The following is a 13,736-nucleotide window of genomic DNA, read 5'->3' as shown; positions in this document are numbered from 1 at the left end:
CCGAACTGCAGGACTGTCATCCTCGCAGCCCGACACGAACACCGCAGTGGCGATATCCGAACGCCCCGGCCTGCCGCGTGATGACGCGGCAGGCGGAGCGTGGGATCAGCCCTCGCTGGGTGCGGTGGCCTCGCGCCACAGGTCCGCCTCCGCCTTGGCGGAACGGTTGCGACGGACGAGGAGCAGCACGACTCCAGCCACAGCGGCGAGTGCAAGCAGCTTCTTCACCTTTGATCGCCTCCTAAGAATGTGGCGCACAATGGCCCGATCGGGCCTGAGATTCATCGAAGATCATCATGTGCAGTGGGCCTAGGAGGACTTGAACCTCCGACCTCTTCGTTATCAGCGAAGCGCTCTAACCGCCTGAGCTATAGGCCCCCGTGGGTGCGATGGGAAGAGACTACCGTACGCCTCCCACCGCACCCAAACCGGCTGCTCGCCCGGGGTGCGAGATCAGGATCGTCGCTGATCACGCCACCGGGAGCACTCCGAAGGACGGGAATCAGTCGCGCTCGGAGAGCGTGACCTCGATGCCGCCTGCCAGATCCGCCGACACGTTGTAGACGAAGGCGCCGACGGTGGCGAGCGCGGTGAAGAGCACGATGTTCACCGCGCCGATGATCGCCGCGACGCCGAACACCCGACCCGCGCTGATCAGCGCGCTGTCCGCGCTCTCGCCCGCCAGGTCGTTGTAGGTGCCGTTGAGCTGATCCCACACCTGCATCCCGTCGAGGACGCCGTAGAGCACGCCGACCGCGATCAGCCAGACGACGAACATCGCCATCGACAGCACGAGGGTGAGCTTGAGCACCGACCAGGGGTCGATGCGCTTGATCTGGAGGCTCGCCCGACGAGGTCCGCGCCCTGGTCGACGGCCGCCGCCGCTCGGCGCGCTGCCTGCAGGCCTCGCCTGCGGCGGCTGGACTCCGGGTGCGGCGCCCGGCGGCTGCCCTGGCGTGCGAACGTTGCCTGCGGGGAAGGTCACGGCGCCGCGACCGGCACCGGGTTGCTGACCGCTGCCCACGGGTTGCGTCATGGTCGTCGCCTCGCCTCCCCCCGCGCCCGTGGACGGGCCTGCGGGTGCCCCACTCGAAGCGTACCCGGACGACTTCATCGCGTCAGGAGACTGAGTGGAGGACTGAGCGGAGGGCTGCCCGGCCACCGTGGTCCGCTGCCACGGCGGGGTGGCCGCCGGGGTGTCGGCTCGTGGCGACTCCGGTCTCGACTCGGACTTGGTCGCCGACGAGGAGTCCTTCCCCGCAGGCGACCCCGTCCCCGATCCGACGGTGCCTGCGGCCCGGGGCGCCGGGGTGGTGCCCTCGGCCGAGGCGGTCGAGACGGGGGACGCCGCCGGACTCGCCTTCTCGTCGCCCGTCTTCTGATCGCCCGTCTTCCCGGCGATCGTCTTCCCGGCGATCGGCTTCTCGGCGATCGGCTTCTCGGCGACCGCTTTCGCACCCTTGTCGTCGCCTGCGTTCTTGGCGTCCAGAGTCGTCATGAAAGAGGTCTTCTCCGAGTCCGGCGCCTGTTGGTCCGTGCCGGAGGCCGAATCGGAGTTGCCTGGCGAACTCATGGCTGGTCCTTCCCGGCCGACGCAGTCTGGTCAGAGGAGCCGGCTACCAGGCTCTGTCTGGCCGAGTCATCGCCCGCAGCGTCCGGGTCGGCGGCCTCTTCCGCATTGCGCGCGACCGCGAGCAGGGTGGTGCCGTCGCCGAGGTTCATCAGCCGGACTCCCTTGGTCTGCCTGCCTGCCTTCCTGACCTCCTTGGCGGTCGTGCGGATCACACCGCCCGTGGAGGTGATGGCGTACAGCTCATCCTCCAGGTCGACGATGAGCGCACCGACAAGCCTGCCACGCCTACGGTCGTACTGGATGGTCAGCACGCCCTTTCCACCCCGACCCTGCACCGGGTAGTCGTCGATGGGCGTGCGCTTGGCATAGCCGCCGTCCGTCGCCACCAGCACGAACCGGTCGGCGCGCACGACGCCCATTGCCAGGAGTTCGTCGCCCTCGTTGAACCGCATCCCGAGCACGCCTGAGGTTGCCCGCCCCATCGGGCGCAAAACCTCGTCGGTGGCGTGGAACCGGATCGACTGTCCCTCGGCCGAGACCAGCAGCAGGTCGTCGTCGTCGGAGCACAGCACCGCACCGACCAGCTCGTCGTCGTCCCGCAGGTTGACGCCGATGAGGCCACCCGCCCGGTTCGAGTCGAAGTCGGACAGCCTGGACTTCTTGACCAGGCCCTTCTTCGTCGCGAGCGTGAGGTAGGGCGCAGCCGTGTAGTCCTTGATCTGCATCACCTGGGCGATGTGCTCGTCCGGCTGGAAGGCGAGCAGGTTGGCGACATGCTGTCCCCGCGCGTTGCGGCTGGCCTCGGGCAGGTCGAACGCCCTGGTGCGGTAGACCCGTCCCTTGTTGGTGAAGAACAGTATCCAGTCGTGGGTCGAGCACACGAAGAAGTGCGCCACGATGTCGTCCTGCTTGAGCGCGGCGCCCTGCACGCCCTTGCCGCCACGCTTCTGCGCCCGGTAGAGGTCGGTCCTGGTGCGCTTCGCGTACCCCGTCCGGGTGATCGTGACCACGACGTCCTCGACCGCGATCAGGTCCTCGACGGCGACCTCGCCGTCATAGGGGATGACCCTGGTCCGACGGTCCTCGCCATGCTTGTCGACGACGACCATCAGTTCGTCCCGGATGATCCGTCGCTGCCGCTCCGGCCGGTCGAGGATGTCCTGGAGGTCGGCGATCTCCCGCTCGATCTCGGCGAGCTCGTTGACGATCTTCTGCCGTTCGAGGGCCGCCAGCCTCCGGAGCTGCATCTCCAGGATCGCGTTGGCCTGGACCTCGTCGACCGTGAGCAGCTCGATCAGCCCGGTCCGCGCGATGTCGGGAGTGTCCGAGCGGCGGATGAGGGCGATGACCTCGTCCAGCGCGTCGAGCGCCTTGACCAGACCACGCAGGATGTGGGCCCGCTCCTCGGCCTTGCGCAGCCGGTAGCGCGTCCGGCGGACGATGACCTCGACCTGGTGCCGCACGTAGTGGCGGATGACCTGGTCGAGACGCAGCGTGCGCGGCACGCCGTCGACCAGCGCCAGCATGTTCACGCCGAAGGAGGTCTGCAGCTGGGTGTGCTTGTAGAGGTTGTTCAGCACCACCTTGGCGACCGCGTCCCGCTTCAGCGTGATCACGATCCGCATGCCGCGCCGCTGGTTGGACTCGTCGGCGATGTCGGCGATGCCGCTGATCTTCCCGTCGCGCACCAGGGCGGCGATGTTCTCGACCAGGTTGTCCGGGTTCACCTGGTACGGCAGCTCGGTGACGATCAGGATGGCGCGCCCCTTGGCGTCCTCCTCCATCTCCACCACGGCCCGCGTCCGGATGGAGCCGCGGCCGGTGCGGTAGGCGTCCTCGATGCCCGAGGTGCCCAGGACGAGTCCGTGGGTGGGGAAGTCGGGGCCCTTGATCCGCTGCATGAGCGCGGCCAGGGTCTCCTCGTCGGAGGCGTCCCAGTTCTCCAATGCCCAGACGACGCCTGCGGCGACCTCCCGCAGGTTGTGCGGGGGGATGTTGGTCGCCATGCCGACGGCGATGCCGCCGCCGCCGTTGACCAGCAGGTTCGGCACTCGAGCAGGCAGGACGTCCGGCTCCTGCGTCCGGCCGTCGTAGTTGTCCGAGAAGTCGACGGTCTCCTCGTCGATGTCGGCCAGCATCTGCATGGCCAACGGCGTGAGCCTGCTCTCGGTGTACCGCATCGCGGCAGCCGGGTCGTTGCCGGGAGAGCCGAAGTTGCCCTGTCCGTCGATCAGCGGATGCCGCATCGACCACGACTGAGCGAGTCGAACAAGGGCGTCGTAGATCGACGAGTCGCCATGCGGGTGGTAGTTGCCCATCACGTCGCCCACCACGCGTGAGCACTTGACGTAACCCCGATCCGGCCGGTAGCCGGAGTCGTACATGGCGTAGAGCACCCGACGATGCACCGGCTTGAGCCCGTCGCGCACGTCGGGCAGCGCTCTGGCGACGATGACGCTCATCGCATAGTCGATGTAGGAGCGCTGCATCTCCTGCTGGATGTCGACCAGCTCGATGCGGTCGCCCTCCGGCGGCAGGGTCTCGGTCATTGAAGTCCTTCGTGTGGGGACGTATGCGTTGTCTTCCGGCTGCGACGGCTCAGACGTCGAGGAAGCGGACATCCTTGGCGTTGCGGGTGATGAACGCGCGCCGTGCCTCCACGTCCTCGCCCATCAGGACGCTGAACAGCTCGTCGGCCGTGGCCGCGTCGTCCAAGGTGACCTGGCGGAGCAGACGATGAGCCGGATCCATCGTCGTCTCCCACAGCTCGTTGGCGTTCATCTCGCCGAGCCCCTTGTACCGCTGGATGCCGTCATCCTTGGGAAGCCTGCGCCCGGCGGCGGCACCCTGCTCGATCAACCCGTCCTTCTCGCGCTCGGAGTAGGCGAACTCCGGCTCGCCCCGAGGCCACTTGATCTTGTACAGGGGCGGCGAGGCCAGGTAGACGTGCCCGTGTTCGATGAGCGGGCGCATGAAGCGGAAGACGAACGTCAACAACAGGGTTCGGATGTGCTGACCGTCGACGTCGGCGTCGGCCATCAGCACCAGCTTGTGGTACCGGAGTTTGCTGATGTCGAACTCGTCGTGGATGCCGGTGCCCAACGCGGTGATCAGGCTCTGCACCTCGTTGTTCTTCAGAACCCGGTCCAGCCGCGACTTCTCGACGTTGATGATCTTGCCACGGATCGGCAGGATCGCCTGGAACCGCGACTCACGGCCTTCCTTCGCCGAGCCGCCTGCCGAGTCGCCCTCGACGATGTAGAGCTCGCACTCCTCGGGATTGCGCGACTGGCAGTCCTTGAGCTTGCCGGGCAGGCCGCCGATGTCCAGGGCGCCCTTGCGTCGGACCAGCTCGCGGGCCTTACGCGCCGCCATCCTGGCCTGCGCGGAGGAGACCGCCTTGCTGACGATCGACTTCGCCTCGGTGGGGTGCCGCTCGAACCAGTCCGCAAGCCGCTCGTTGCAGGTCCGCTGCACGAAGGACTTCGCCTCGCTGTTGCCCAGCTTGGTCTTGGTCTGTCCCTCGAACTGCGGCTCGGCCAGCTTGATCGAGACGATGCCAGCCAGCCCCTCCCGGACGTCGTCGCCGGTGAGGTTGTTCTCCTTCTCCTTGAGCAGCTTCTTCTCCCGGGCGTACTCATTGACCACCCTGGTCAGCGCCGCGCGGAAGCCCTCCTCGTGCGTGCCGCCCTCATGTGTGTTGATGGTGTTGGCGAAGGTGTACACCGACGGCGTGTAGCCGGTGTTCCACTGCATCGCCACCTCGACCTCGACACCGGTGCCCTTGGCCTCGAACGAGATGACCTTGCGGTGGACCGCCTCGCGGGTGGCGTTGATGTGGCGGACGAAGTCCTCCAGGCCGCCGGGGTAATAGAAGACCCGCTCGCTCGCCTGCGCGGGCTGCCCCTCGGCATCGGCCTGATCGGCCGCCTCGACGACGCGCTCGTCACGCAGTCGGATCGTCAGCCCCTTGTTGAGGAAGGCCATCTCCTGGAGCCTGCGGGACACCGTCTCCATGTTGTAGGTCGTCGTCTCGAAGATCTCCGGGTCGGCCCAGAAGGTGACGGAGGTGCCGGTCCGGTCGGTGGGACCGGTGTCGCGAAGCTCACCGGGCACCGACTGCACGTAGCTCTGCTGCCAGATCCGACCGTCGACATGGATCTCGACGTCGAGCCGAAGGGACAGGGCGTTGACCACCGACACGCCGACGCCGTGGAGACCACCGGAGACCGCGTAGGACTCGCCGTCGAATTTGCCGCCTGCGTGGAGCTGGGTCAGCACCACCTCCAGCGTCGGCTTCTTCTCCAGGGGGTGCATGGCGACCGGGATGCCTCGTCCGTCGTCGACCACTCGGACGCCGCCGTCGGCGAGGAGGGTGACCTCGACCCTGGTCGCGTACCCGGCCATCGCCTCGTCGACCGAGTTGTCCACCACCTCCTGGACCAGGTGGTGCAGGCCCCGCTCACCGGTCGAGCCGATGTACATGCCGGGACGTTTACGGACCGCTTCAAGGCCCTTGAGCACGGTGATGGATGACGCGTTGTACTCGTTCTTCTTCGCTGCCACGAGCTTCGAAGTCTCCTCATTGCGGCCCTTGTCGCACAGGATGATCCGGTGCGGCGTGAAAAGGGGAACCAGCCTGACCGACCCGGTCCACGGGGCAGTCCTCGATCTGCCGTCGCCCGGTGCGGGCCAGGCGAGAACACGCTCTGCCGCCGATTCTACTGGGCCGGTACGTCAGGAGTGCCCCAAGGACACCTCTAGAATCCTCGCAGAGCCATCGAAGCGGACTCGTCTGCGGTCGGCAACCCCCCGCACCATTCCTTCAGCCTGGCGGGCGGCTCCGCGCTGACCAGAGGCCGAGCCCGACAAGGGTCAGCCGTCGGTGTTGCTCTGGTTACGCCGGGGAGTCACGGCGCGACTCCCCACCGGGCTGTCGCCCCCGGCCGAGTCCACCCGGCGCTCCACGGAGACGGCGCGGGGCGGTCGTCGAACTCCGGAGCTCGACGTCGCACGGGCCGAGCTCAGCCGTAGGTGTCCCTCGGGCCACGCCCTGAAACGTGCCTCGGGCCGTATCGCCAGCTCGGTGCGGCAGGCCCCTGGACCTTCAGGCGGCGGACGACGCCGGGACCGGCGCCGGTTCCGATGCGCGCGAGCAGCTGTCGTTGCAGCAGCCGAAGCTGCGTCGCCCATGCCGTCGAGTCGGCCTGCACGGTCAGCTCGCCGTCCCGCAGCGCGACCGGCGTGCTGTGCTCGGCGACGTCCTCCCCCACCAGCCGCGCCCACCTGCCGAAGACCGACCCGCCAGCGAGGCTCTCCGACCAGCCTCGCTCCACCGCGATGCGGGAGGCGAGTCTGCCGAGCAGCTGCGGATCGCGATCGTCGGGGCGCGGGCCGGACCACGTCCGCCGTCGCCCGGTGCGCACCCCCCGCCTGGCCGTCTGCTGCCCGGGTGCACGTCCCTTGGCCTTGGCCGCTGCCCGCGCGGCGGCGAGAGTGGCGCGCGCCAGGTCCGCACCTCGGGGAGCGGCCGCGTCCGGCAGGGAACCAGCGGATGTGACGCCGGGCACGGGCCGGTGGGCTGATCGGCTCGCCGCGTCGGCGCCCCAACGTGAGTTATCCACACCATCCACAGGGTTATCCCCAGATATGGGGGTAGTCGGACCTAGATCACCCACACCATGTGGTCGGCGCGGCTGAGACTGGTCTCGTGGTCGGTCAGTCGTCACGTCGCGCCTCGCCGTCTCGCACCTGGTATCGAACCCCGGCCAACTCCGGCGGCACGTCCGCCGCCACCGCTGCAGTGATGAGCACCTGCTCCGCCTCTGCCGCCACCTCCGCCAGTCGTCCTCGCCGCCGTTCGTCGAGTTCGGCGAACACGTCGTCCAGCAACAGCACCGGCTCACCACCGTCGGATCGCAGGAGTTCATAGGCGCCCAACCGCAGTGCCAGCGCGAAGGACCACGATTCTCCGTGACTGGCGTATCCCTTCGCAGGCAACTCGCCGAGAGCGAGTTCCAGCTCGTCCCGATGCGGGCCCACCAGGCAGACACCGCGCTCGAGCTCCCGGTTCCGGACCCGCTTCAACTCGGCGAGCAGCGTCTCCTCCAGCTCGGCGACCGAGCGACCGGCAGGCGCCAGGCCCTCCACCGAGCAGCGATAACGCAGGGAGGCCTCCCTCGACTCCGGGGCGACCTGGGCGTAGGCGAGTGCCACCCGAGGTGCCAGCTCTCGGACCAGCTCCACCCGGCCTGCCAGCAGCAGGGCGCCGAAGTGTGCGAGCCGCGCGTCCCAGACGTCCAGGGTCGCGACCTCGTCTCCGTGCGGCTCCGGTCCGTCCCGTCGCGACCGACTGCTGCGACGCAGTGCGCCTGCCGACTTCAGCAGGGCGCTGCGCTGCCGCAAGACCTTGTCATAGTCCGCCCGCACCCCCGCATAGCGCGGCAGGCGCGCGGTGAGCAGCTCGTCGAGCAGCCGCCTGCGGTCAGCCGGGTCGCCCCGCACCAGGCTGAGGTCCTCCGGTGCGAACAACACCGTCCGCAGAATTCCCAGCACGTCCCTCGGGCGCGAGACCGGCGCCCGGTTCACCCTGGCGCGATTCGCCCGGCCCGGCGCGATCTCGACCTCGACCAGCAGCTCACGACCCTCGTTGACCACCGCGCCGCGTACCACGGCCCGGTCCGAACCCTGCCGCACCAGCGGCGCGTCGAGGGCGACCCGATGCGAGCCGAGCGTCGACAGGTAGCCGACCGCCTCGATGAGGTTGGTCTTGCCCTGCCCGTTGGCGCCGACCAGGACGATCGGGCCCGGCTCCAAGGCCAGGTCGAGCTGCGGCCACGAGCGGAAGTCGGTGACTTGAAGATGGCGTAGATGCATGAGCTCCGTCAGTCCACGCGACCGCCGAAGGCGATCAGCTCGCAGGGTGTCGGGCGGGCTGTGGCGAGATTCGACCGCGGGTGTACGCCGCGTCGGACACGCCGGCGGTGGATCGCAGGTCGGGGAGAAGACCTGCCTGCAGGCCGCGGGCATCGGCGCGGCGGAGATCTCCGCCGCGCCGCCGACTCACGTGCCTTCGGACACCCGACCGGTGCCGGAGGACGGACCCGCATGCTGCACCGCGTGTCCGCCGAACTGGTTCCGCAGCGCCGCGACGGCCCGCATGGCGGGCGAGTCGGACTGGCGGGAGGCGAATCGGGCGAACAGCGCGGCCGAGATCACCGGCGCCGGGACGGCGTGGTTGATTGCCTCCTCGACCGTCCACCGGCCCTCGCCGGAGTCCTCGACGTATCCACGCAGGTCGTCGAGTTCCGGATCGGAGTCCAGGGCCTTGATCAGCAGGTCGAGCAGCCAGGACCGCACGACGGTGCCCCGGCTCCACGCCTTGAGCACCGCAGGCACGTCGGTCACGACGTCGGAGGCATCGAGCAGCTCGAAGCCCTCCGCATAGGCCTGCATCAGGCCGTACTCGATACCGTTGTGGACCATCTTCGCGTAATGGCCCGCGCCGACCCCGCCCGCGTGCGCAAAGCCCTCGTCGCGCGGGCCCTCGGGGCGCAGCGCGTCGAAGATCGGCATCGCCCGCTCGACCAGTTCGGCGTCGCCGCCCACCATCAGGCCGTACCCGACCTCCAGGCCCCAGACGCCGCCGGACACCCCGCAGTCCAGGTACCCGACGCCGTGCTCGGCCAGCACCGTCGCGTGCTGCTGGTCATCGGTGTAGCGCGAGTTGCCGCCCTCGATGATCAGGTCGCCGGGCGAGAGAAGCTCGGCAAGCTCCGCCACGGTGTCGCGGGTCGGATCGCCTGCGGGAACCATCAGCCACACGATTCGAGGCCCCGTCAGCTCACCTACCAGCTCCGCGAGCCCGCCGACGTCCCTGATCTGCGGATCTCGGTCGTAACCGATGACCTCATGCCCAGCACGGCGCAGGCGCTCGCGCATGTTGAAGCCCATCCTGCCGAGACCGACCAGTCCGATCCTCAACGACGTCCTCCCCTGCCGACGAAGCCTTGACGATTGGTGAGTTCGGAGCGAATCAACCGGGCAGCCGCACCGGCATCAACAGGTACAGGTAGCCCTCGATGACCCCGCCCTCGTCGTTCACCGGCTTGATCAGCGCGGGCCGGGTGGGCACGGTGAAGGAGAGGTGGGCACGGTCGGTGCGCAGCACGCCGAGCCCGTCGAGCAGGTAACCGGGGTTGAAGGCGATCGTCAGCGGTTCGCCGTCGAGCTGGATCGGCAGCGCCTCCTCGGCGCTGCCCTCATCGTCGCCGCCCGCCGTCAGCCGCAGGCTCGACTCGCCGAACTCCAATCGGACCTGGGTGCCGCGCTCGGCGACGAGGGACACGCGCTTGATCGCCTCGACCAGCGGTGCGACCTCGACGATGGCGCTGGTGTTGTGCTCGTCGGGCAGCAGCTGCCGGTACTTCGGGAAGTCGGCGTCCAGCAGCCGCGTGGTGGTGCGACGGCCCGCGCCCGCCAGGCCGAGGAGCCCGTCGCCCGAGGCGAGAGAGAGTTCGACCTTGTTGCCCGCGCCGCCGAGCGTCTTCGCCGCCTCGGCGAGCGTCCTGGCAGGCACGAGTACGGACGTGTCGATGGCCTCGTCGCTGGACTCCCAGGTGAAGTCACGCACCGCGAGCCGGAAGCGGTCGGTGGCCACCATGGTCATCCGGTTCGACTGGATCTCGACCCGGACGCCGGTCAGCATCGGCAGGGTGTCGTCTCGCCCGGCCGCGACGGCGACCTGCGCGACGGCTTCGCCGAAGGTCTCGCCCAGCACGCTGCCCGCGAGTCCCGGCATCGCCGGCAGCTGCGGATAGTCCTCGACCGGCATGGTCGGCAGGCTGAACTTGGAGTTGCCGCAGGCGATGGTGGCGCGGGACCCGTCGACGGTGATGTCCACCGGCTTGTTCGGCAGCGCCTTGGTGATGTCGGCGAGCAGCCGACCGGATACGAGCGTCCGGCCCGGCGTGACGACGGTGGCGGGCACTCCCACCTGAGCGGAGACCTCGTAGTCGAAGCCGGAGACCGTCAGGGTGCGCTCGGCCCCCTCGCCGCCGGTCCCCTCCGAAGAGTCGTCGCCGTGCTCCTGCCCTGCGTCGAGCAGGACACCGCCCAGCACCGGGATCGGCGGGCGGGAGGGCAGGCTCCGGGCAACCCAGGCGACGGCATCGGCGAGACCGTCACGCTCGACTCGGATCTTCATCAGGCGTCCTTTCAGGCCGCTGCGATCTTGGGCAGCCGACCGAGCTTGACCAGGTCAAACAGCATCGACGTCGTACCGGGCTCGCTGACGCTGCTCACCGGGCGGGCCATCGTCGATGGTCAGGCTCGACCGGGCGAGGAGACGGGGCAATCCCAGACGGAGACGACCCCGAGCAGGGTCACCACCGTAGAGCCTCCCCGACCTCGGGTGTGACACGGGCCGGCGCTGACGGAGGTTTCTCGGACTGTGGTTCGGCGAGCTGTCCCCACCCCCTGTTTTTCTTCACCTTCTCTCTAAGGAGAAAAAGACAGGGATAGTAGTAAGGGCTGTGGATACTGGGGATAACCCTTGTTTTGGCTGCTCACCGTCCGTGCACCCCTGTGTGCGAACCAGTGGATCAGTCGGTGGACAACTTGGCCGCTCGGTGGACAACTCGGCGACCCCCGCGATCCGTCCACAGTCGAGCCGAGTTGTGCACATTTCCATCCCCAGATCTGGGGGTGGTTGTACCCAGGCACTACACAGGTAGGAAGTGGCGTGGATCTCGCCCGATCGGGGCTGTGGACAACTCTAATCCGAGGCTTTTCTGGGCAGGATGCGGCCCGTCGGCCTCCACGGGACGGGAAAATATCGGCCGCCGCGAAGGGGTCAGGCCGAGGAAACGGCCTCGGCAGCAACACCTCGCCGGGCCGGGCGCCCGCCACGCCGGCGGCGCCGGCGGCACTGTGGCGGCCGAGCCGCCTGGCGGTGGCCGTCCGCCGCGCGACGGCGAAGGCAGTACCGGGCTCAGCGACCGCAGGGGCACACCGTCTGCGATCGCCTGGGGCGAGTCGCGACGATGCGTCTCACCGAGTGGTCGGGACAGGGCCCGAGTCGGTACGCAGTCGAGTCGGTGAGGGGTGGTGCGAGTGGTGCGAGTGGTGCGAGTGGTGCGAGTGGTGCGAGTGGTGCGAGTGGTGCGAGTGGTGCGAGCAGACCGCCCGGTCAGCTCCTGGCGCGCTGCTTGATCCGGGAGGTCAGCTCCTGCACCTGGTCGTAGATACGACGGCGCTCGGCCATCTCCTTACGGATCTTCTTGTTTGCGTGCATGACCGTGGTGTGGTCGCGTCCGCCGAAGGTCTGCCCGATCTTCGGCAGCGAGAGGTCGGTCAGCTCTCGACACAGGTACATGGCGATCTGCCTGGCCTGCGCCAACGCCTTGGTCTTCCCCGGACCTGAGAGATCGTCTATCCCGACGTTGAAGAAGGTGGCGGTCACCGCCATGATCGTCGACGCCGTGATCTCCGGAGCATGCGAGTCCGGGATCAGGTCACGCAGCACGATCTCGGCGAGCTGGACGTCCACCGGCTGGCGGTTGAGCGACGCGAAGGCCGTGACCCTGATCAGGGCGCCCTCCAGCTCCCGGATGTTGCGCTCGATCCGGGCCGCGATGAACTCCAGCACCTCCGCGGGGGCCGCGAGTCGATCCTGGGCAGCCTTCTTCCGCAGGATCGCGATCCGCGTCTCCAGCTCCGGCGGCTGGATGTCGGTGATCAGACCCCACTCGAAGCGGGTGCGCAGCCGGTCCTCCAGGGTCTCCAGCCGTTTCGGCGGTCGATCCGAGGACACCACGATCTGCTTGTTCGAATTGTGCAGCGTGTTGAAGGTGTGGAAGAACTCCTCCTGAGTTCCCTCCTTGCCCTCCAGGAACTGGATGTCGTCCACCAACAGCACGTCGACGTCCCGGTAGCGGCGCTGGAAGGCCACCTTCCTGTCGTCACGCAGCGAGTTGATGAAGTCGTTGGTGAACTCCTCGGTGGAGACATACCGAACCCGCATCCCCGGAAAGAGCCGCTGCGCATAGTGCCCGACCGCGTGCAGCAGGTGGGTCTTGCCCAGGCCCGACTCACCCCAGATGAACAACGGGTTGTAGGCGCGGGCCGGGGCCTCTGCGACCGCGACGGCCGCGGCGTGCGCGAAGCGGTTGGACGCGCCGATGACGAAGGTGTCGAAGTTGTACTTGGCGTTCAGCCTGGTCTGCGAGCTGGGCGGCCCGTGTCGCGGCGCGGTGTAGGCCTCGAACTGCCCGTGCGCCTGGCTCACGCCCGCGGACTGCCCGGTGTTCGGCGGGCCATGGTGCGCCGGGGGCTGGGACTGGCCGCCGAAGGCGACCCGGCCCTCGGCCGGGTCCGGGAACGAGTCCTGCTCGTCGTCGACGTCCTCGGCCGCGCCGACGGAATCCAGGACTGCGACATCCGGCTCGATGCCGTCCTCGTTCGGGACGACCCCGGTGGCCAGGACGGCGTCGAGGGCGGGCAGCGGCCCGGTGTGCTCGGCTCGGCTCTTCTCGAAGTCGCGTGGCTCGTAATCGCGCTGGTCGAACTCGCGCTTCTCGAAGTCACGCTGTTCATAGCCGCCGTCGAACGACGGCCGGTCGAAGGGGAGCGGCTCGAACGGGAGAGTCTCGAAGTGCGGCGGTCTGCCCGGTCCGTCGAGTCTCGGCGGCGGCTCGCCCTGACCTCTGCCGGGGCCGTAGCCCGGTCCTGCCGCGAATCTGCTCGGCGGCGGCGTCCAGGCCATCGACGGAGGGAGTGGCGCAGGGCGGTCCCAGTCGGGCAGCTCGGCTTGATCGACGATCGGCCGTTCGAATCCCTGCGGCGGTGTCGGGGCCTCGGAGGCGAGCTGGTCCGGCTGCGGCGGCGAGAACGACTGCGGTCTGATCTCATCGACCTTGACCGCCAGCGTGACCTGTCTGTCGAGATAGCGGGAGAGCGCGTCGGAGATCGGGACTCGAAGGGTCCGCTCGAGCGCGTCCTTGGCGAATTCACTCGGCGCGGCGAGAATCGCGACCCCGTCCAGAAGACCGATCGGCCTCGTATCCCGAATCCACGCACGGTGCAACGGGGAGAGGGTGCTGGATGAGAGCTCCTGCACCACCTGATTCCAGACGACGCCGAGATCGGCCTGGTGGTCGGCCAC

Annotated in this window: 7 protein-coding genes, 1 tRNA gene and 2 pseudogenes; all 10 read right to left on the bottom strand. The window is 68.6% G+C overall.

The genetic code is table 11. From position 1 onward, the window contains the following. Nucleotides 1–111: 111 nt before the first annotated feature. A pseudogene (locus UA75_RS34230) lies at nucleotides 112–228 on the bottom strand (DLW-39 family protein); the annotation flags it as partial. Between the two features lie 76 nt (nucleotides 229–304). Continuing rightward, nucleotides 305–378, bottom strand: a tRNA-Ile gene (locus UA75_RS00050). A gap of 124 nt (nucleotides 379–502) precedes the next feature. Continuing rightward, on the bottom strand, nucleotides 503–1,162 hold the full coding sequence (locus UA75_RS32350; protein ID WP_075743236.1) for a DUF3566 domain-containing protein: 660 nt from the start codon (nucleotides 1,160–1,162) through the stop codon (nucleotides 503–505). A 407-nt stretch (nucleotides 1,163–1,569) separates the two neighbouring features. Beyond that, on the bottom strand, nucleotides 1,570–4,122 hold the full coding sequence (gene gyrA, locus UA75_RS00040) for a DNA gyrase subunit A (protein WP_075737773.1): 2,553 nt from the start codon (nucleotides 4,120–4,122) through the stop codon (nucleotides 1,570–1,572). Nucleotides 4,123–4,171: 49 nt separating this feature from the next. Continuing rightward, on the bottom strand, nucleotides 4,172–6,139 hold the full coding sequence (gene gyrB, locus UA75_RS00035) for a DNA topoisomerase (ATP-hydrolyzing) subunit B (RefSeq protein WP_075737772.1): 1,968 nt from the start codon (nucleotides 6,137–6,139) through the stop codon (nucleotides 4,172–4,174). Between the two features lie 458 nt (nucleotides 6,140–6,597). Next, nucleotides 6,598–7,143, bottom strand: coding sequence for a DciA family protein (locus UA75_RS00030; RefSeq protein WP_075737770.1), 546 nt, complete (start codon nucleotides 7,141–7,143; stop codon nucleotides 6,598–6,600). A gap of 148 nt (nucleotides 7,144–7,291) precedes the next feature. Continuing rightward, nucleotides 7,292–8,449, bottom strand: a complete 1,158-nt coding sequence (gene recF, locus UA75_RS00025; RefSeq protein ID WP_075737768.1) for a DNA replication/repair protein RecF — start codon at nucleotides 8,447–8,449, stop codon at nucleotides 7,292–7,294. A 186-nt stretch (nucleotides 8,450–8,635) separates the two neighbouring features. Then, nucleotides 8,636–9,574, bottom strand: a pseudogene (gene gnd / locus UA75_RS00020) (phosphogluconate dehydrogenase (NAD(+)-dependent, decarboxylating)); the annotation flags it as partial. A 34-nt stretch (nucleotides 9,575–9,608) separates the two neighbouring features. Then, the gene (dnaN, locus tag UA75_RS00015) at nucleotides 9,609–10,778 is read right to left on the bottom strand and encodes a DNA polymerase III subunit beta (protein ID WP_075737764.1); all 1,170 of its coding nucleotides are present in this window, start codon (nucleotides 10,776–10,778) and stop codon (nucleotides 9,609–9,611) included. A gap of 984 nt (nucleotides 10,779–11,762) precedes the next feature. Next, entirely contained in the window at nucleotides 11,763–13,736 is a 1,974-nt protein-coding gene (gene dnaA / locus UA75_RS00005) for a chromosomal replication initiator protein DnaA (protein ID WP_075737760.1), read from the bottom strand.

This window comes from Actinoalloteichus sp. GBA129-24 (assembly GCF_001941645.1).
Classification (GTDB): Bacteria; Actinomycetota; Actinomycetes; order Mycobacteriales; family Pseudonocardiaceae; genus Actinoalloteichus_A; species Actinoalloteichus_A fjordicus.
Note: the sequence above shows the minus strand (reverse complement) of the source record. Positions and strands in the feature narration are given on the sequence as shown.